We start from the raw sequence: 18,952 nt of genomic DNA, 5'->3' as shown, positions 1-18,952 counted from the left end.
GCGCCGGGCCGGTGCGTGCCACCGTCGGCACCCTCCGGTGCCCCTCGCGCGGCCCGACCTCAGCGCACCGTGAGGAAGTCCTCCGGGTCCCGCGCGTCCCGGGCCCGGGGCTCCTCGGCCGGATGCCCCACCGCCACCGCGCCCATCGGCTCCCACGCCCGCGGCAGTTCCAGCACCTCGCGCACGACGTCCCGGCAGAACATCGTCGAGGACACCCACGCCGAGCCCAGCCGCTCCCCGGCGAGCGCGACCAGGAAGTTCTGCACCCCGGCGCCCGTGGCGACCACGAACATCTCCCGCTCGGCCGCGTCCCGCCGCGCGTCGCCGTAGGTGTGCGAGCCGTCCATGACCATGCACGGCACCACCAGGTACGGCGCCTCGCGCAGCACGTCCCCGCGGCGGACCCGCCTGGCGATGGACTCCTCGCTCTTGCCGTCGCCGCGCAGGTCGGCGATCCACGCCTCCCGCATGGCGTCCAGGAGCCGGGTGCGCGCCCCGGGGGACTCCAGCAGGACGAACCGCCACGGCGTGGTGTGGTGCGGGGCGGGCGCGGTGACCGCCGCGGCCACCGCCCGCCGTACGGCACCGGCGTCGACGGGCTCGTCGGTGAACGCCCGCACGGTGCGCCGCTGCGTCACCGCCTCCCGTACCGCCTCCGAGGTGCCCAGCCGGAACATGTCGTCCCGCGCGCCGCGCACCAGCGCCCGCGCCCCGACGGCGTCGCCCTCGGCGTCAGCCGCGACGAGGTGCGGCAGTCCGCGCACCACGGCCACCGGCAGCCCGGCGGCCTTGCCCTTGACCAGGTCGCCGGCGGCGGCCAGTTCGTCGGCGGCGGCGACGACCGTGACGTTCAGCGGATTGCCGTGGGCGTCGGTGCCGCCGCGCAGGTCGTCCAGGACCCGCACGCCCGCGGCGCCGATCGCCACGTCCGTCAGCCCGGAGCGCCAGGGGCGCCCGAAGGTGTCGGTGATCAGCACCCCGACCTCGACCCCGAGCGTCTCCCGCAGCCCCGCCCGCAACGCCCGCGCGGAGGCGTCCGGCTCCTCGGGCAGCAGCAGCACGGTGCCCTCGGGGGTGTTGGAGGCGTCGACCCCGGCGGCGGCCATCACCAGACCCTGCCGGTTCTCGACGATGCGCAGCGGTCCGCGCCGCGCCACGACCCGTACGGTCTCGGCGTCGATCGCGGCCTCCCGGTCGGCGGCCCGCAGCATCCGGCCCTCCGCCTTGGACACGATCTTGGAGGTGACGAGCAGGACGTCACCGTCGGCCAGGCCCGGCTCGGCGGCGGCGATCAGCTTGGCGAGGTCGTCCCCCTCCCGCACCTCGGGCAGTCCGGGCACGGCCCACACCCGGTATGCGGCACCCGCGTCCCCGCTCACGCGACCCGCACCTCCTCGGCCAGCGCGAGCGCCTCCCGTGCCATCTGCGCCGCCGCTTCCAGGTCGGTCATCATCAGCGGTACGGCACGGCAGCGGATGCCGGCCTCCTCGACCCGTCCGACCGCGCCCTCGTCGACCGTGTCGACCAGCCAGCCGTCCAGCAGCCCCGAGCCGTAGTGCTCGGCGACCGCCGCGGCCGACGACTCCACGCCGACCGCCGCGAGCACCTTGTCGGCCATGCCGCGCACGGGCGCGTCGCCGACGATGGGGGAGAGGCCGACGACCGGCACCCCGGCCTCGGCGATCGCCTCGCGGATGCCGGGGACGGCGAGGATGGTGCCCACGGACACCACGGGGTTGGACGGCGGGAAGAGGATGACGTCCGCCTCGGCGATCGCCTCCAGCACCCCCGGCGCGGGCTTCGCCTGCTCGGCGCCGACCGGGACGACGGCCTGGGCGGGCACGGAGGCGCGCAGCCGCACCCAGTACTCCTGGAAGTGCACCGCCTTGCGCTCACCGTCCAGTTCCACGGCGACGTGCGTCTCGACGCGGTCGTCCGACATCGGCAGGAGCCGCACCCCCGGCCGCCACCGGTCGCACAGCGCCTCGGTCACCGCGCTGAGCGGGTAACCCGCGCCCAGCATCTGCGTCCGCACGATGTGCGTCGCGAAGTCCCGGTCGCCGAGCCCGAACCACTCGGGTCCCACGCCGTAGGCCGCGAGTTCCTCCTTGAGGTGGAAGGTCTCCTCGGACCGGCCCCAGCCCTGCTCCTCGTTGATGCCGCCGCCGAGCGTGTACATCACCGTGTCGAGGTCCGGGCAGACCTTCAGCCCGAAGAGATGGATGTCGTCCCCGGTGTTCCCGATGACGGTGACCTCCGCGTCGGGCACGGCGGCACGCAGTCCGCGCAGAAAACGAGCCCCACCGATCCCACCGGCCAAAACCACAATCCGCATGGGCACAGTGTGTCAGCCGCCACCGACAAAGCGCACCGAAGGGGGCGCTCCGGCCGGCGCGCGGAGGTCAGACTGCGCCCAGGGAGGCCGGGGGAGTCGCGGGGGCGCAGGCTCCCACCCCCACTCCGGGCACCACCGGCATCTCCGTCAGCCCCGGGAAGTACACGTGCAGGCTCACCGCGGGCGACAGCGTGTCGTTGACCACCTCGTGCGCGTACCCGGCCCCGAACACCCGCTGCACTCCCGCCCCCAGGGCCCGCACCCCCCGCTCGCTCCGCTCGGTCAGCACCCCGTCCAGCACCGTCAGCACGCCCGAGGACCGCCCGTGTCCGTGGGGCCCGGTGCCCTGTCCCGGTACCCACGACAGCAGCCACACCTCATAGCCGGGCCCGGTGCGCAGCCGGTGGTACCAGCGGGACGTCGCGTCGTACTGGACGAGCGGTTCCCACTGCGCGCGGTCGGCCGCGAGGGCCCGCGCCAGACCGGCGAACTCGGCCACGGTGGAGGGGTGTTCGCGCGGCGGCTGCAGCAGGTGCGGTACTTCGAGGATGTCGCCGGCGATCTGGAGGTCGCTGTCGCTGTTCATGGGTGCGGTGGTTCCTCGGCGGAGAGTGGGGCGGAGGCGGGAGGAGACGGCGGAGGCGCCACGGGAGCCCGACGACCGGAAGGAGGCGGGCGGGACCCGGGAACCCGAGGACCGGAGCCGGGGCGGCACGCCGGAGGTGAGGCGCGGACGCGGGCCACCGGGACGGTGCGGGCGGCCGGGCCAGGCGTCAACGAGGCGAGCGGGACGTCATCCTCAGGGGTGGCGAGGAGAGAACCGGTCGGACGACTGCCCGAGGACCGCGTCCGAACCGGTGACTACCGGAGCGGCGAGCGAGGCGACGCTCAACAGCCGATCGGCGGACAGCCCGGACAGGGCACGAAGTGCCGGCAACAGCTACAGCGGGACCGGGCAGCACCGTGGGACCCGGTGAGCCGGGTCGAGGCGATGGCCAAGTTCGCGAGCATGCCCCCTAGGACAGCGGTTCACACGTGCGGTGTCAACTCGTCCCCCGGGGTGTGGAGGGTGTTTCACCTCATCCGGTCGAACCCCGGGGCGAAAGGTTTGCTCTCCCGGATCCGGGGACACATGGCCCACACCCGGGCGCACGGCCGTCGTTGTGATCCTGTGATACGAACGTGATCAAGTTCGCTTCGTCGGCCGGAACGCAACGAGATCGAACGTCTGGGCGTCCTCCCTTCCGAAGGGGTGGAGGCCCGCCGGGGCCCCTGTCGGCTGTCATGATTTAGGCCGATTTGAACACTTACTGCGCCGCCTTGGTTCCGCAGAGTGAATAAGGGGCCCAATAGCAGATCTCGGCTTGACTCGCCCGGAGCAGCACACTTGTAATTTCACTCGTGTCGTTCAGCCGGAATCGGTAACGGCCGCATCACGGGGACGCGAAAGACAGACGAGGGGCGCACATGACCGAGCTGGTGCAGCAACTGCTGGTCGACGACGCGGACGAGGAGCTCGGCTGGCAGGAGCGCGCGCTGTGCGCCCAGACCGACCCCGAATCCTTCTTCCCCGAGAAGGGCGGCTCCACGAGGGAGGCCAAGAAGGTCTGCCTCGCCTGCGAGGTCCGCTCCGAATGCCTGGAGTACGCGCTCGCCAACGACGAACGGTTCGGCATCTGGGGCGGTCTGTCCGAGCGTGAACGCCGCCGCCTCAAGAAGGCCGCGGTCTGACGCTCGACTCCCGTACACCGTACCCGCCAACTCCCGTACACCGTAGGCCGCGTCGCCTCGGGACCCACCCGTACCCCCCACCCCGCACCGCGCCGCCGAGGCGCCCCCTCCGGCGCCCCCGGGGTACCGCGAAACACCACGAACGGCCCGCCGCCGCGGGGTTGTCCACAGGCGGCGGGCCGTGATCTTGCACAGCCGTTAGTGTGGGCCTCCGTCCGAGACACCCCGCCGTTCCCCAGAGGTTCGGGCGCGGGTGTCCACCGCAGTCCATCGAACCGGGGCCCGTACCTCGATGTCCGTGCACAGCCACACGGCGGTTCCTCATGACACCGCCCTCCCTGAGTTCCCGCGTCACGTGGTGACCGCGGTGCTCGTCTCCCACGACGGCGCCCGCTGGCTGCCCGACGCGCTCGCCGGGCTGCTCGGCCAGGAGCGCCCGGTGCAGCAGGCCTGGGCGGCCGACACCGGCAGCGCGGACGACTCCGCACGACTGCTCGCCGAGTCCCTCGGCGACGACCGGGTGCTGCACCTGGCCCGCCGCACGGGCTTCGGCCAGGCCGTCGAAGAGGCCCACCGCACCGCGCCCGCGCCCACCGTCGAGGACCTGCCGTACCTCAAGCGCCCCAGCGGCTGGGACCCCGTCACCCGCTCCTGGCGCGACGACACGTACGACCTGCCCGAACTGCCGTACGGCGAACCGGAACACTGGCTCTGGCTGCTGCACGACGACAGCGCCCCCGAACCCGAGGCCCTGGCCCAGCTCCTGCGCGTCGTGGAGACGGAGCGCGAGGCCGGCCGGGACGACGTGGCGGTCGTCGGCCCCAAGCTCCGCGGCTGGTACGACCGCCGGCAGCTCCTCGAGGTCGGCGTCACCATCGCCAACTCCGGCCGCCGCTGGACCGGCCTGGACCGCCGCGAGCAGGACCAGGGCCAGCACGACTACGTGCGCCCCGTGCTGTCCGTCTCCACCGCGGGCATGCTGATCCGCCGCGACGTCTTCGAGGAACTCGGCGGCTTCGACCGTCACCTCCCCCTCATGCGCGACGACGTCGACCTGTGCTGGCGCGTCCAGGCCGCCGGCCACCGCGTCCTGGTCGCCCCCGACGCCGTCGTACGGCACGCCGAGGCGGCGTCCCGCGAACGCCGCGCCGTCGACTGCGTGGGCCGCACCGCCGCCTCCCCGCACAAGGTGGACAAGGCGGGCGCCGTCTACACCCTCCTCGTCAACGCCCGCGGCGCGCAGCTCCCCTGGATGGCCGTCAGGATCGTCCTCGGCACCCTGCTGCGCACACTCGCCTACCTCGTCGGCAAGGTGCCCGGCCAGGCCCTCGACGAGATCCGCGGACTGCTCGGCGTCCTGCTGCGGCCCGAGCGGATCCTCGCCGGCCGCCGCGAGCGCCGGGACCGTCTCGACAAGGACGAGTCGAAGGCACTGTTCCCGCCGCCCGGCGCCACCCTGAGAGCCACCGTCGAACAGGTCGCGGGCAACCTCGTGAGCCGCTCCGACACCGAGGCCTCCTCGGCCGGCCGGCACGGCGGCGCGGTCGAGTCCGGTCCCGGCGGCGACGACGCCGACTTCCTGGAGATCGAGCAGTTCGCCCGCCTCAAGCGCATCGCCCGCCGCCCCGGCCCGCTGCTCTTCGTGGTGCTGCTCCTGGTCTCCCTCGCCGCCTGCCGCAACCTGCTCGGCGGCGGAGCCCTGGCCGGCGGGGCCCTGCTGCCCGCCCCCGCCGACGCCTCCGAGCTGTGGTCCCGCTACCTCGACGCCTGGCACCCGGTCGGCACCGGCGGCACCCCCTCCGCGCCGCCCTACCTCGCCCTCGTCGCCCTCCTCGCGAGCGTGCTCCTCGGCTCCACCGGACTCGCGGTCACCGTGCTGCTGGTCTTCTCGGTGCCACTGGCCGGAGTCACCGCGTACTTCGCCTCGCGCCCGCTCGTCCCCTCCCGGCTGCTGCGCGCCTGGGCCTCCGTCGCCTACGCCTTCCTGCCCGCGGCGACCGGCGCGCTGGCAGGCGGCCGCCTCGGCACCGCCGTCCTCGCCGTCCTGCTGCCGCTCATCGCCCGCGCGGGCATCGCCGCCGCCGGACTCGCCCACGCCCCGGGCACCCGGGGAAGCTGGCGGGCCACCTGGGCCTACGCCCTGCTGCTCACCGTCACCACGGCGTTCACCCCGATCGTGTGGCCCCTCGCGGCCGTCCTCGGCATCGCCGTCCTCGCCGCTCGCCGCCGGGACGCGCTCGCCCTCCTGCCGCGCTACCTGGTCCAGCTCGGCGTGCCACTGCTCGTGCTCGCCCCCTGGTCGCTCACGCTGCTCCCGACCGGCTTCTTCCAGGAGGCCGGACTGGACTTCGGCGCCGGCGCCGCCTCGGCCACCGACCTGCTCGGCGCGAGCCCCGGCGGCCCGGGCACCGTCAGCGGCCTGATGCTGATCGGCATCGTGCTCGCCGCGCTCGCCGCCCTCCTGCGCTCCGAGCGCGGCCTCGGCATCCGCACGGCCTGGGCGGTCGCCCTGGTGGCCCTCGTCTTCGCCGTCCTGTCCAACGACTCCACGTGGGCCGGGCCCGCGACCCTGGTCTACGGAATCGCGCTGCTCGCCGCCGCCGTGCTCGGCGCCGACGGGGCACGCGCGCGAGTGGCCGAACAGAGCTTCGGCTGGCGCCAGCCGGTCGCCGCGCTCATCGCCTTCGCCTCGGCGGCGGGCCCGCTGCTCGTGGCCGCCGGCTGGATGATCGGCGGCGCCGACGGCCCCCTGGAGCGCCGCGACCCGGCCCAGGTGCCCGCCTTCGTCGCCGAGGAGAGCACCGGTTCCGACCAGCCGCGCACGCTCGTGCTCGACAGCCCCTCCGCCGCCGACGTCCGCTACACCCTGGTGCGCGGTTCCGGGGCCCGCCTGGGGGACGCCGAACTGACGGCGGAGGACGGCGAGAACGCGCGGCTGGACAAGGTCGTCGCCAACCTGGTCGCGGGTTCCGGCGCCGACCAGGCCGACGAACTCGGCGGCTTCGCCGTGCGGTACGTCCTGGTCCGCAAGGGCGCGCCCCGCCAGGTGAGCCGCGTGCTGGACGCCACGCCCGGACTGAGCCGGCTCAGCCAGCGGGACGGCAGCGCGCTGTGGCGGGTGGACCGTCAGGTCTCCCGCGCGGCCGTCGTCACCGGCTCGGGCTCGGAGGCCGGCGCGGACGGGGGCTCGGAGTCCGGTTCCGGGGCCGGCGGGGTCGAGGCCGTCGCCTCCGGTCCCGTCGAGATCCACACCAAGATCCCCGCGGCCGCCGGCTCCGGTGACCGCATCCTGCGGATCGCCGACACCGCCGACGCGAACTGGACCGCCACGCTGGACGGCAAGCCGCTCACCCGCACCACGGTGGACGGCTGGGCCCAGGGCTTCCAGCTCCCCGCCACCGGCGGCAACCTCGACGTCACCTACGACACGCCGCCGGCGCACATCGCCTGGCTGTGGGCGCAGGGCCTGCTCGCCCTCGTCCTCGTGGTGCTCGCCCTGCCGGGCCGCCGTCGCGACGTCGACGACGACCTGCCCGAGGAACCGCTGGTGCCCGCCCAGGACCTGACCGGCGACGGCCGCCGTGCCCGCCGCCTGCGCGAACGCGCCGAGGCGGCCGAGGGCACGGGGGAGATGGAGGTACCGGCCGGGACCGGGGAGTTCGAGGCGCCGGGCGGATTCGGGGAGTCCGGGGAGCCCGGGGGGAACGCCGGGGCGCCGGACGAGAGCTTCGCCGGGCAGCGGGAGGACGAGGCGGCCCAGGGCGCCGCCGTCCCGCAGCAGGGCTACGGCACCTGGGACACCGCCGGCGCCGAGGGATACCAGGACGCCGAGTACGCCGGTCACCAGGCCGACCCCTACCAGGCCGACCCCTACCAGGGCGGCCAGTACCCGCAGGAACCGTACGAGGGGCAGCAGCAGCCCTACCAGGGCGATCCCTACCAGGACGCCGGGGTCGCGCAGAACAACGGTCAGTACGACCCGTACGCCTACGGCGGCGGCGTCCCGTACGACCAGGGGTACGCCCAGGGCTACGACCCGTCCTACGGGGGCGGGGCCGGCTACGACCCCCAGGCGCCGTACGACCCCCAGGCGCCGTACGACCCCCAGGCGCCGTACGACCCCCAGGCGCCGTACGACCCGCAGGCCCCCTACGCCCAGGGCGACCCGTACGAGCAGGGCACGGGGTACGACTCCGCGCCCGACACCGACCGCGAGCGCCCCCACGGGAGCCAGCAGTGAAGCGCACCACCCTGTCCCTGATCGCCGGCACGGCCGCGCTCGCCGCCGTCACCGGGTTCGCCACGATGAACTCCCCGGCCGGCTCCGAGGAGAGCACCGCCCGCACGGCCGCCCAGCTGCCCGTGGAACGCAGCAGCCGGCTGTGCCCCGCACCCAGCAATTCCGACCTGGCCGACACGGTGTACACGTCCTTCACACCGGTCACCAAGGGCACCGACGAGCAGGGCAAGGTGCGACTGGCGGCGGCGGACGGGCAGTCGCCCGAGAACTCGACGGGCGAGGGCGGAAAGGGCGAGGGCGGAAAGGGCGGCGGCAAGGCGGGCGGGAAGACCGGTGGCACGAGCGCCGGCGCGCCCACGCTGAACCCCAAGGAGCCCGGGACCCCCGTGGCCGACGACACCTCGGGCGCCGAGACCCCCGCCCTGACCGGCACCGCCACGGGCCGGTTCGCGCCCGGCTGGACCGTGCAGCAGACCACCGAGGTGGCCGCCGGTGCCGGCCGGGGTCTGCTCGGCACCGCCTGCGGCCTCCCGGACACCGAGTTCTGGTTCCCCGGCGCGAGCACCGCCGCCTCCCGCACGGACTACGTGCACCTGACCAACCCCGACGACTCCGCCGCCGTCGTGGACGTCGAGCTCTACGGCAAGGGCGGCGTCCTGAAGTCCACCGTCGGCGACGGCATCACCGTCAAGCCGCACGCCAGCGAGCCGATCCTGCTGTCCACCCTCACCGAGGCCGACGAGAAGGACCTCACCGTCCATGTGAGCGTCCGCAGCGGCCGGGTGGCCGCCGCCGTCCTGGCCCTCGACGGCCAGCGGGGCGGCGACTGGCTGGCCCCCACCACCGACCCGGCCGCCCGGCTCGTGCTGCCCGGCATCCCCAAGGACGCCACCGACGTGACGCTGGTGGCGTTCGCGCCGGGCGAGGCCGACGCCGACCTGAAGGTGCGGCTCGCCTCCCCGTCCGGGCTGATCACCCCGGCGGGCCACGAGGCGGTGCACCTCAAGGCCGGCATGACCACCGCCGTCGACCTGGGCGACCTCACGCGCGGGGAGGCCGGTTCGCTGGTCCTGACCTCGGGCGAGGGAGAGGGCGCGGTGCCGGTGGTGGCCGCCCTGCGGGTGCTGCGCGGCAAGAGCGGCAAGCAGGAGACGGCCTTCGTCCCGGCCACCGCGCCGGTGGACACCAGGGCCTCGGTCGCCGGGAACGACGCCAAGGGCACCGTGCTCTCACTGACCGCCCTCGGCACCTCGGCGACGGTGCGGGTCACGGCCTCGGCGGGCAGCGAGGGCGGTACGGCGACGACGAAGCAGTACACCCTCAAGGCCGGTGCCACCGAGAATGTCGCCCTGCCCGTGCCGGACGGCCTGAAGGGCACGTACGCCCTCACGGTCGAACGCCTGTCGGGCGGCCAGGTCTACGCCTCGCGCACGCTGGAGCGGACCTACGAGGGGGTTCCGGCCTTCACCGTCCAGACGCTGCCCGACGACCGCGGGACGGTGGCGGTCCCGCGGGCGGACCAGGACCTGTCGGTCCTGCAGAAGAGATAGCGCCCCGACGGCCCGGAGCCTCCTGGGGCCTCCCTGGGGGCCTCCGGGGAGCGGTCAGTCCTCCCCGTACCGGGGATCGACCGTCTCCGGGGTGAGCCCGAGCACCTCGGCGACCTGTTCCACGACCACCTCGTGGATCAGCGCCGCCCGCTCGTCCCGGCCCTTGGTGCGGATCTCCACCGGGCGGCGGTAGACCACGACCCGCGCGGGCCGGCCGTCCCGGGCCGCCACGGTGCCGCCCAGCGGAACGGTCTCGTCGCTCCACCCGGCCGTGCCGTCCAGCCGGGGCACGTCGAGGACGAGGAAGTCGACGTCGGACAGTTGGGGCCAGCGCCGTTCGAGGCGCTCCACCGAGTCCTGCACCAGGTCCGCGAAGGCCTCGCCGCGACTGGCGGCGAGCGGCACCTGCGGTGGTGCGATGGGGCCGCGCATACCCCTGCCGTGCCGGTCGCGGCGGCGGGGCCCGGGGGCGGCGCTGCGGTGCGGTACGAGGTTGTCCATCACTTACGAAGCGTAGCCCCGCCGTCGCCCGCGTGCCCCGTCCCGGCACGACGGGACGGGGCACGCGGGCGGAGAGGAACGGGACAAGGGCCGGCAACGTGCGGCGACACGACCGGAGGGGATCATTCCAGCCAAGCTCGGCTTGATTGCGTATCTTCTAGGAGTCGTCCCAGGTCGGCCGACTCGCGTCTTTTGATCATTTCTGTATGGTCTTCTGACCGGATTCATGCCTGTTCGGTATTTCGTCGGCCCCGGTCCTCGCAGGTCAGCGAGGGGGGTCGAACAGTGCGTGTGGGGCGTCTCACACCCCGACACGGGGGAGTGACCTGGGGGAGAGTCGTCGCGGCCCGCTCAAGAGTGCGGTACCGTCCAACGTCGTGAGCCCTGTACGTCGCTGTTCGCGCACCGCTTGCGGCCGTCCCGCCGTAGCGACGCTGACGTACGTCTACGCCGACTCGACCGCGGTCCTCGGCCCGCTCGCCACCTACGCCGAGCCCCACTGCTACGACCTGTGCGCCGAGCACTCCGAGCGCCTCACCGCCCCCCGCGGCTGGGAAGTCGTACGCCTGCTGGACGGCTCCGCCCCGGCGCGCCCCAGCGGTGACGACCTGGAGGCGCTCGCCAACGCGGTCCGCGAGGCGGCCCGCCCGCAGCAGCGCGCCGCGGAGGCGGGCGGCGGCCGCACCGCCGACCCGATGGAGGTCGCCCGCCGCGGCCATCTGAGGGTGCTCCGCTCCCCGGACAACTGACGGCCCACGCCGTCGACCGGCCGGGCCGCCGCGGCTCAGCCACGTCCCCGGGTACTTTTGGGCCAGTCGTCCGACTCCCGGAACACGCGCCGCACCCGCCGGTGGCCTCCCGGGAACCCGTACGGCAGGACCCTCACAGTCCGCATGACCCCAGGTGACCTCAGGAAAGGCCGGCCGTGGCTGCTGATCTGTCGCAGATCGTGAAGGCGTACGACGTACGCGGTGTCGTACCGGACCAGTGGGACGAGGCACTGGCCGCGCTCTTCGGCGCGGCCTTCGTCGAGGTGACCGGCGCGCACGCGATCGCCGTCGGGCACGACATGCGGCCCTCGTCCCCCGGCCTGTCCGACGCCTTCGCGCGCGGGGCGGCGGCCCGGGGCGCCGACGTCACCCACATCGGCCTGTGCTCCACCGACCAGCTCTACTACGCCTCGGGCGCGCTGGACCTGCCGGGCGCGATGTTCACCGCCTCGCACAACCCCGCGCGGTACAACGGCATCAAGCTGTGCCGGGCGGGCGCGGCCCCGGTCGGCCAGGACACCGGTCTCACGGAGATCCGGTCTCTCGTCGAACAGTGGAGCGAGTCCGGGACGCCGGAGCCCACGGACCGTCAGGGAACGTTCACCCGGCGCGACACGTTGAAGGACTACGCGGCGCACCTGCGCTCCCTCGTCGACCTCACCTCGGTCCGCCCGCTGAAGGTCGTCGTCGACGCGGGCAACGGCATGGGCGGGCACACGGTGCCGACCGTCTTCGAGGGCCTGCCCCTCACCCTCGTGCCGATGTACTTCGAACTGGACGGCACGTTCCCGAACCACGAGGCGAACCCGCTCGACCCGGCCAACCTCGTGGACCTCCAGAGGCGCGTCCGTGAGGAGGGCGCCGACCTCGGACTCGCGTTCGACGGCGATGCCGACCGCTGCTTCGTCGTCGACGAGCGGGGCGAACCGGTGTCCCCCTCCGCGATCACCGCCCTGGTCGCCGCGCGCGAGCTCGCCCGCCACGGCGGCCGGGGCACGGTCATCCACAACCTGATCACCTCGCGCTCGGTCGCGGAGGTGGTGCGGGAGAACGGCGGCACCCCGGTCCGCACCAGGGTCGGCCACTCCTTCATCAAGGCGGAGATGGCCGCCCTGGGCGCGATCTTCGGCGGCGAGCACTCCGCGCACTACTACTTCCGCGACTTCTGGAACGCGGACACGGGCATGCTGGCCGCCCTCCACGTCCTCGCCGCCCTGGGCGGCCAGTCGGCCCCGCTGTCCCGCCTCGTCGCCGCGTACGACCGCTACGCCGCCTCCGGCGAGATCAACTCCACGGTCGACGACCAGGCGGCCCGCCTGTCCGCGATCCGCACGGCCTACGAGAACCGTGACGGCGTCGAACTGGACACCCTGGACGGCCTGACCGTCTCCGCCGAGGACTGGTGGTTCAACGTCCGCCCCTCCAACACGGAACCCCTCCTCCGCCTCAACGCCGAGGCCAAGGACGAACCCACGATGACCAAGATCCGCGACGAGGCCCTGACCCTGATCCGCTCCTGAGCCGAGCCGGGGCCGAGCCCTTGAGGGACCTCGCGGAGTGCGGGGGCACACCTCGCGGGGCGCGGGGGCCAGAGCGCCGACGGGCTCGAAGGGGCGCAGCTCCAGCCCTTCCGGGGGCCAGGGGCACCCCCCCCGGGCCGGGGGCGGAGCCCCGGGCAGGTCCCTTCGGGGTGCAGGGGCGGATCCCCGCGGGGTGCGGGGATCCGCCCCTGCCCTTCAGGGGGGCAAGGGGGCGGAGCCCCCCCCGGGCGGGGGGAGAGAGCCCCGGGTGCTTTCTTCCGGGGCGGAACCTCTCGCGTCTTTCTGGGGGCGGGGCCGAGCCCCGCCGGGTGCGGGGGTCGCGCCGCCTGTCCTTCCGGAGGTCCAGGGGGCGGAGCCCCGTCGGGCCGGGGGCGGAGCCCTGAGCACGTGCCTTCGGTGCGGACCCCCTCACGTCTTTCGGGGGCCAGGGGGCGGAGCCCCGGCGGGGGCGAAGGGGCGGAGCCCCTGGGTACGGGAAGGGTAGGGGCGGCGGGGCGAAGACCCCCGGCCCCACCCCCGCCCGCACCCCCCACGGCGGTACCCTGACCAGGCCACGCGCCGCCCCACCCCGAAGGGACCCCCATGCCGCTCGAAGCCGGCCTCCTCGAGATCCTCGCCTGCCCGGCCTGCCACGCCCCCCTCAAGGAGGCGGAAGACGAGCTGGTCTGCACCGCGAAGGACTGCGCCCTGGCCTACCCCATCCGTGACGGCATCCCCGTCCTCCTCGTGGACGAGGCCCGCCGCCCGGCGTAGGGCACCCGGCCGGGCCGCCCCGGCCCAGCGGCAGACGTCCCCGGCCCACCCCTTCGCCCCGCGCCCGCCCGGAGGCCCCGCACCATGCTCGACGAATCGCTGCTCGACACCCCCGACGCACTCGCCGAAGCCGACCGCCGCGGCCTCCTCCGCGGCGCCGCCGAGGCCGGCGCCCGCGTCCGCACCGCCCTCCGGCACGCCACCGAGGCAGGCATCCCCCAGTTGCAGCCCGACGGCCGCCCCCGCGCCGTCCTGATCGCGGGCCCCGGCACCGCCTCCGCGGGCGTCGCCGAACTGCTCACCACGCTCGCCGGGGCGGCCTGCCCGATCACCCGCGTGCATCCCACCGGCGTGGCCCCCGCCCCCGGCGCCCTGCGCTGGGAGCTGCCCGGCTGGGCCGGCCCCGTCGACCTCCTCCTGGTGCCGACCCCCGACGGCTCCGAACCGGGCCTCGCGCTCCTGGTCGACCAGGCCTACCGCCGCGGCTGCACGGTCGTCGCCGTCGCCCCCGCCCGGACGCCGCTCGCGGACGCGGTCGGCCGCGCGCACGGCCTCTTCGTACCGATGGCGTCCGCCCCGCAGGGACCCGCCGCCCCGGACCTTCCCGAGGGGCCCGGGGACCCCGTCGTCGCCCCCGGGCCCCCCACCGCCTCCGCCCCCGGCGTCCTGTGGGCCCTGCTCACCCCGCTGCTCGCGCTCCTGGACCGCACCGGCCTGCTGACCGCGCCCCCCGAGGCGCTGGAGAAGGTCGCCGACCGCCTGGACCGGGTCGCCGAACGCTGCGGACCCGCCGTCGCCACGTACGGCAACCCGGCCAAGACCCTCGCCGCCGAACTCGCCGACAGCCTCCCGGTGATCTGGACGGAGGGCATCTCCGCGGGTCCCGCCGGCCGGCGTTTCACCGCCGCACTCGCCGAACTGGCCGGCCGGCCCGCCGTCACCGCGCAGTTGCCCGAGGCGCTCGCCGCGCACAGCGTGCTGCTGTCCGGCCCGCTCGCGGCCGGCGCGGACCCCGAGGACTTCTTCCGGGACCGCGTCGAGGAGCCCGCCGCCCTCCACGCGCGCGTGGTGCTGCTCCGCGACCGCCCGATCGGCGGCCTCAGCGCGGCCCCCGCCGCCCGTGACCTGGCCTACGGCCACGACACACCGATCAGCGAACTCGAACCGGAGGAGGGCGGGGAACTGGAGACCCTCGCGGAACTCATCGCGGTCACCGACTTCGCCGCCGTCTACCTGGCCCTCGCCTCGAACAACTGACCAAGCACCCGCCGAACGGCACAGCGGCCGACCGAGTCGGACGGCCGCCCCGGACGACCGAGTCACGCCCGCCGCTCACCCACACCCGCCGCCGAAGGGGCCCCGGGGCCCCACCCGTCCCGGAGACACCACATGGACCGCCTCACCAACACCGTCCGCCCCTACGCCTGGGGCTCCGTCACCGCCCTGCCCACCCTGCTCGGCGAGGAACCGACCGGCGAACCGCAGGCGGAACTGTGGATGGGCGCGCACCCGGGAGCCCCGTCCCGCACCCCCCGCGGCCCCCTCGACCGGGTGATCGCCGAGGACCCGGAGCGCGAGCTGGGCGAGGGGGCGGTCGCGGCCTTCGGCCCCCGGCTGCCGTTCCTGCTGAAGGTGCTCGCCGCCGCGGCCCCCCTCTCCCTCCAGGTGCACCCGAACCTCGACCAGGCACGGGAGGGCTACGCGGACGAGGAACGCCGAGGCGTCCCGATCGACGCGGCCCACCGCAACTACAAGGACGCCAACCACAAGCCCGAACTGATCTGCGCCCTCACCGAGTTCGACGGCCTGTGCGGCTTCCGCGACCCCGCCGAGGCCGCCGCTCTGCTGGAGGGCCTGGGCGTCGACTCCCTCAAGCCGTACGCCGACCTGCTGCGCGCCCACCCCGAGGACGCCGCCCTGCGCGAGGTCCTCACCGCCGTGCTGACGGCCGACCCCGAGGACATGCGCCGCACGGTCACCGAGACCGCCGCCGCCTGCGCCCGCCTCGGAGGCCCCTACGCCCCGTACGCCGGGGTCGCCCACCACTACCCGGGCGACCCCGGCGTCATCGCCGCGCTGCTGCTCCACCACGTGCGACTGCAGCCCGGCGAGGCGCTCTTCCTCGGTGCCGGCGTCCCGCACGCCTACCTCGACGGACTCGGCGTCGAGATCATGGCCAATTCCGACAACGTCCTGCGCTGCGGACTGACCCCCAAGCACGTCGACGTCCCCGAACTCCTGCGCATCGTCCGCTTCGAGGCCGGCGACCCGGGCGTACTGCGCCCCGAGGCCGGACCCGACGGCGAGGAGCTCTACGAGACCCCCATCGACGAGTTCCGCCTGTCCCGTCACGTCCTGGCCGAGGGCGCCGCCCCGTACGACCTCAGCCGGCCGGCCCCCCAGATCCTCCTCTGCACGGCGGGCACGGTGCGCGCGGGCGAGGAGGACCTGACGCCGGGCCACTCCGTCTTCGTCCCGGCCGGCGAGACGGTCCGGGTGAGCGGCCCAGGCACCCTCTTCCGCGCCACCGTCCTCGTCTGAACGCCCGCCGGGCCGCGCACCGTTCGGACGGCCCGGCACATTCGGCCGCACCGGGCTGCAAGAATGACCCACCGCAAAGGGCGGGCAAAGCCCGATACGAGCGACCACGACGGTTACGAAGGGACAACGCGAACACATGAGCGCGTCAGGCGGCACCAAGGCGATCGTGGCGGCACTCGGCGCCAACCTCGCCATCGCGGTATCGAAGTTCGTGGCGTTCGCCTTCAGCGGCTCGTCCTCGATGCTCGCCGAGGGCGTCCACTCGGTCGCCGACTCCGGCAACCAGTTCCTGCTGCTCCTCGGCGGCAAGCGCGCCCAGCGCGAGGCCACCCCGCAGCACCCGTTCGGCTACGGCCGCGAACGGTACATCTACGCCTTCCTCGTCTCGATCGTCCTCTTCTCCGTCGGCGGCATGTTCGCCATCTACGAGGGCTACGAGAAGATCAGCCACCCGCACGAGGTCGAACACTGGTACTGGCCGGTGGGTGTCCTCGTCTTCGCGATCCTCGCCGAGGGCTACTCCTTCCGCACCGCCATCAAGGAGTCCAACGAGACCCGCGGCAGCCTCTCCTGGGTCGAGTACGTCCGCCGCGCCAAGGCCCCCGAGCTGCCCGTCGTCCTCCTGGAGGACTTCGGCGCCCTCATCGGCCTCGTCCTCGCCCTCGGCGGCGTCGGCCTCGCCCTGCTCACCGGTGACGGCGTCTGGGACGGCATCGGCACCGTCTGCATCGGTGTCCTCCTCGTCCTGATCGCCCTCGTCCTGGCCGCCGAGACCAAGTCCCTGCTCCTCGGCGAGTCCGCGGGCATCGAACAGGTCAAGGCGATCGAGACGGCCATCGTCGACGGCGACACGGTCACCCGCGTCATCCACATGCGCACCCTCCACCTGGGCCCCGAGGAACTCCTGGTCGCCGCCAAGATCGCCGTCCAGCACGACGACTCGGCCGGCGAGGTGGCCACCGCCATCAACGCTGCCGAGGTCCGTATCCGCGAGGCCGTCCCCATCGCCCGCGTCATCTACCTCGAACCGGACATCTTCAGCGAGTCCGAGGCCCGCAAGGGCGCCGACCGCGAGGCCACTCCCGGCGGCCCCACCCCCACCGGCGACGCGGACCACTGACCCCCTCGCGCGCCGCGCGTCCGGCCGGAACCGGCCCCCACCGCCCACGGGCGGACTGGGGCCGACCCGGCCGCCCGGTGTAGCTTGGAGGCGAGCCAGACGTCGCTGCTGATGGCGGTCGGGCGGTTCCGTCAGGGACCGGCCGAGGGAGAGAGGGCCTCCGACGGACTGCGCTGCGCGCACTCGGGCACGCGTACGCCCCGGGGCACACCCGTGCCCTCCCGGGCACCGCCGTGCCGGCCGACTGCCGCGCAGACCAGCCGTACCCACCTCGAACCGACCCCGAGGAGCAGCACACCATGACGACTGTCGACAACCGACAGGACTTCAAGGTCGCCGACCTCTCCCTGGCCGAATTCGGCCGCAAGGAGATCACCCTCGCCGAGCACGAGATGCCCGGCCTGATGGCCATCCGCAAGGAGTACGCCGAGGCCCAGCCCCTCGCCGGCGCCCGCATCACCGGCTCCCTGCACATGACCGTGCAGACCGCCGTCCTCATCGAGACCCTCACCGCCCTGGGCGCCCGCGTCCGCTGGGCCTCCTGCAACATCTTCTCCACCCAGGACCACGCCGCGGCCGCCATCGCCGTCGGCCCCGACGGGACGCCCGACAACCCGCGCGGCATCCCCGTCTTCGCCTGGAAGGGCGAGTCGCTGGAGGAGTACTGGTGGTGCACCGAGCAGGCGCTGACCTGGCCGGACAGCCCCACCGGCGGCCCCAACATGATCCTCGACGACGGCGGCGACGCCACCCTCCTCGTCCACAAGGGCGTCGAGTACGAGAAGGCCGGCAAGGTCCCCGCCCTGGACACCGCCGAGTCCGACGAGCACCTCGTCATCCTCCAGCTGCTCCACCGCACCCTGGGCGAGAACGCCCAGAAGTGGACCCACCTGGCCTCCGAGATCCGTGGTGTCACCGAGGAGACCACCACCGGCGTCCACCGCCTGTACGAGATGCAGCGCGACGGCGACCTCCTCTTCCCGGCGATCAACGTGAACGACGCCGTGACGAAGTCGAAGTTCGACAACAAGTACGGCTGCCGGCACTCCCTGATCGACGGCATCAACCGCGCCACCGACGTCCTCATCGGCGGCAAGACCGCCGTCGTCTGCGGCTACGGCGACGTGGGCAAGGGCTGCGCGGAGTCCCTGCGCGGACAGGGCGCCCGCGTGATCATCACCGAGATCGACCCGATCTGCGCCCTGCAGGCCGCGATGGACGGCTACCAGGTCACCACCCTGGACGAGGTCGTCGAGACCGCCGACATCTTCGTCACCACCACGGGCAACAAGGACATCATCATGGCCTCGGACATGGCCAAGATGAAGCACCAGGCCATCGTCGGCAACATCGGCCACTTCGACAACGAGATCGACATGGCCGGCCTCGCCAAGGTCCCCGGCATCGTCAAGGACGAGGTCAAGCCCCAGGTGCACACCTGGACCTTCCCGGACGGCAAGAAGATCATCGTGCTGTCCGAGGGCCGCCTGTTGAACCTGGGCAACGCCACCGGCCACCCCTCGTTCGTGATGTCCAACTCGTTCGCGGACCAGACCCTGGCCCAGATCGAGCTGTTCACCAAGCCCGACGAGTACCCCACCGGCGTCTACGTGCTCCCCAAGCACCTCGACGAGCGGGTCGCCCGCCTCCACCTGGACGCGCTCGGCGTGAAGCTCACCAAGCTCCGCCCCGAGCAGGCCGCCTACATCGGCGTCGAGGTCGACGGCCCGTTCAAGTCGGACCACTACCGCTACTGAGCCCCGCCGCCACCCGGCTGCCGTGCATGCCCGGCAGCCGGCCGGCGACGTCGCCCAGGCGCTCGCGCAGGCCCCCGCACCCCCGTGACGGGGGCCTGCCCGTCCGGCCCTCC

General features: G+C 74.0%; 14 protein-coding genes. 10 read left to right on the top strand and 4 right to left on the bottom strand.

Annotation, left to right across the window (positions count from 1 at the left end):
- Positions 1–59: 59 nt before the first annotated feature.
- The 3 genes from OHB09_RS12705 to OHB09_RS12695 form a co-directional block, all read right to left on the bottom strand.
- Complete coding sequence (locus tag OHB09_RS12705; protein ID WP_328921994.1) at positions 60–1,379, bottom strand: coenzyme F420-0:L-glutamate ligase; 1,320 nt, start codon at positions 1,377–1,379, stop codon at positions 60–62.
- The gene (cofD, locus tag OHB09_RS12700; RefSeq protein ID WP_093598747.1) at positions 1,376–2,335 is read right to left on the bottom strand and encodes a 2-phospho-L-lactate transferase; all 960 of its coding nucleotides are present in this window, start codon (positions 2,333–2,335) and stop codon (positions 1,376–1,378) included. Before cofD ends, OHB09_RS12705 begins: the two co-directional genes overlap by 4 nt.
- 67 nt (positions 2,336–2,402) lie before the next feature.
- Positions 2,403–2,921: a cysteine dioxygenase gene (locus OHB09_RS12695; RefSeq protein WP_167793054.1), complete on the bottom strand. Its 519-nt coding sequence runs from the start codon at positions 2,919–2,921 to the stop codon at positions 2,403–2,405.
- An 881-nt stretch (positions 2,922–3,802) separates the two neighbouring features.
- Between OHB09_RS12695 and OHB09_RS12690 the strand changes: the two genes are divergently transcribed.
- The 3 genes from OHB09_RS12690 (at position 3,803) to OHB09_RS12680 (ending at position 9,856) form a co-directional block, all read left to right on the top strand.
- Positions 3,803–4,066, top strand: a complete 264-nt coding sequence (locus tag OHB09_RS12690; RefSeq protein ID WP_003975777.1) for a WhiB family transcriptional regulator — start codon at positions 3,803–3,805, stop codon at positions 4,064–4,066.
- A 292-nt stretch (positions 4,067–4,358) separates the two neighbouring features.
- Positions 4,359–8,306: a glycosyltransferase gene (locus tag OHB09_RS12685; protein WP_328921993.1), complete on the top strand. Its 3,948-nt coding sequence runs from the start codon at positions 4,359–4,361 to the stop codon at positions 8,304–8,306.
- A complete protein-coding gene (locus OHB09_RS12680) occupies positions 8,303–9,856 on the top strand; it encodes a DUF5719 family protein (protein ID WP_191890635.1) in 1,554 nt (517 codons plus the stop codon). The genes OHB09_RS12685 and OHB09_RS12680 overlap by 4 nt, the downstream gene beginning before the upstream one ends.
- Positions 9,857–9,910: 54 nt before the next feature.
- Here the strand turns inward: OHB09_RS12680 and OHB09_RS12675 are convergent, their stop codons facing one another.
- The gene (locus OHB09_RS12675; RefSeq protein ID WP_040896956.1) at positions 9,911–10,357 is read right to left on the bottom strand and encodes a metallopeptidase family protein; all 447 of its coding nucleotides are present in this window, start codon (positions 10,355–10,357) and stop codon (positions 9,911–9,913) included.
- A 377-nt stretch (positions 10,358–10,734) separates the two neighbouring features.
- Here OHB09_RS12675 and OHB09_RS12670 point away from each other — a divergent pair, with 377 nt between their 5' ends.
- The 7 genes from OHB09_RS12670 to ahcY all read left to right on the top strand — a co-directional run bounded on the left by OHB09_RS12670 (position 10,735) and on the right by ahcY (position 18,839).
- Positions 10,735–11,106 carry a DUF3499 domain-containing protein gene (locus tag OHB09_RS12670; protein WP_006143699.1) on the top strand — a complete coding sequence of 124 codons (372 nt, stop codon included), beginning with the start codon at positions 10,735–10,737 and terminating at the stop codon, positions 11,104–11,106.
- A gap of 176 nt (positions 11,107–11,282) precedes the next feature.
- Positions 11,283–12,647 carry a phosphomannomutase/phosphoglucomutase gene (locus OHB09_RS12665; protein ID WP_328921992.1) on the top strand — a complete coding sequence of 455 codons (1,365 nt, stop codon included), beginning with the start codon at positions 11,283–11,285 and terminating at the stop codon, positions 12,645–12,647.
- Between the two features lie 603 nt (positions 12,648–13,250).
- Entirely contained in the window at positions 13,251–13,421 is a 171-nt protein-coding gene (locus OHB09_RS12660; protein WP_328918876.1) for a Trm112 family protein, read from the top strand.
- An 84-nt stretch (positions 13,422–13,505) separates the two neighbouring features.
- Complete coding sequence (locus OHB09_RS12655) at positions 13,506–14,678, top strand: SIS domain-containing protein (RefSeq protein WP_006143696.1); 1,173 nt, start codon at positions 13,506–13,508, stop codon at positions 14,676–14,678.
- A 132-nt stretch (positions 14,679–14,810) separates the two neighbouring features.
- Complete coding sequence (gene manA / locus OHB09_RS12650; protein WP_319351051.1) at positions 14,811–15,962, top strand: mannose-6-phosphate isomerase, class I; 1,152 nt, start codon at positions 14,811–14,813, stop codon at positions 15,960–15,962.
- Between the two features lie 136 nt (positions 15,963–16,098).
- The gene (locus tag OHB09_RS12645) at positions 16,099–17,082 is read left to right on the top strand and encodes a cation diffusion facilitator family transporter (protein WP_006143694.1); all 984 of its coding nucleotides are present in this window, start codon (positions 16,099–16,101) and stop codon (positions 17,080–17,082) included.
- Between the two features lie 299 nt (positions 17,083–17,381).
- On the top strand, positions 17,382–18,839 hold the full coding sequence (gene ahcY, locus OHB09_RS12640; protein WP_006143693.1) for an adenosylhomocysteinase: 1,458 nt from the start codon (positions 17,382–17,384) through the stop codon (positions 18,837–18,839).
- Positions 18,840–18,952 lie beyond the last annotated feature (113 nt).

The sequence above is a fragment of the Streptomyces griseoaurantiacus genome (assembly GCF_036189845.1).
In the GTDB taxonomy this organism is placed as follows: domain Bacteria; phylum Actinomycetota; class Actinomycetes; order Streptomycetales; family Streptomycetaceae; genus Streptomyces; species Streptomyces griseoaurantiacus.
The sequence above is the reverse complement of the archived record's forward strand: the minus strand, read 5'-3'. Positions and strand labels throughout refer to the sequence as shown.

Coding starts and splice junctions, on each gene's coding strand:
- OHB09_RS12685 (WP_328921993.1), top strand. CDS start 4,359: ATGTCCGTGCACAGCCACACGGCGGTTCCTCATGACACCGCCCTCCCT.
- OHB09_RS12655 (WP_006143696.1), top strand. CDS start 13,506: ATGCTCGACGAATCGCTGCTCGACACCCCCGACGCACTCGCCGAAGCC.
- manA (WP_319351051.1), top strand. CDS start 14,811: ATGGACCGCCTCACCAACACCGTCCGCCCCTACGCCTGGGGCTCCGTC.
- OHB09_RS12690 (WP_003975777.1), top strand. CDS start 3,803: ATGACCGAGCTGGTGCAGCAACTGCTGGTCGACGACGCGGACGAGGAG.
- ahcY (WP_006143693.1), top strand. CDS start 17,382: ATGACGACTGTCGACAACCGACAGGACTTCAAGGTCGCCGACCTCTCC.
- OHB09_RS12675 (WP_040896956.1), bottom strand. CDS start 10,357: ATGGACAACCTCGTACCGCACCGCAGCGCCGCCCCCGGGCCCCGCCGC.
- OHB09_RS12695 (WP_167793054.1), bottom strand. CDS start 2,921: ATGAACAGCGACAGCGACCTCCAGATCGCCGGCGACATCCTCGAAGTA.
- cofD (WP_093598747.1), bottom strand. CDS start 2,335: ATGCGGATTGTGGTTTTGGCCGGTGGGATCGGTGGGGCTCGTTTTCTG.
- OHB09_RS12645 (WP_006143694.1), top strand. CDS start 16,099: ATGAGCGCGTCAGGCGGCACCAAGGCGATCGTGGCGGCACTCGGCGCC.
- OHB09_RS12660 (WP_328918876.1), top strand. CDS start 13,251: ATGCCGCTCGAAGCCGGCCTCCTCGAGATCCTCGCCTGCCCGGCCTGC.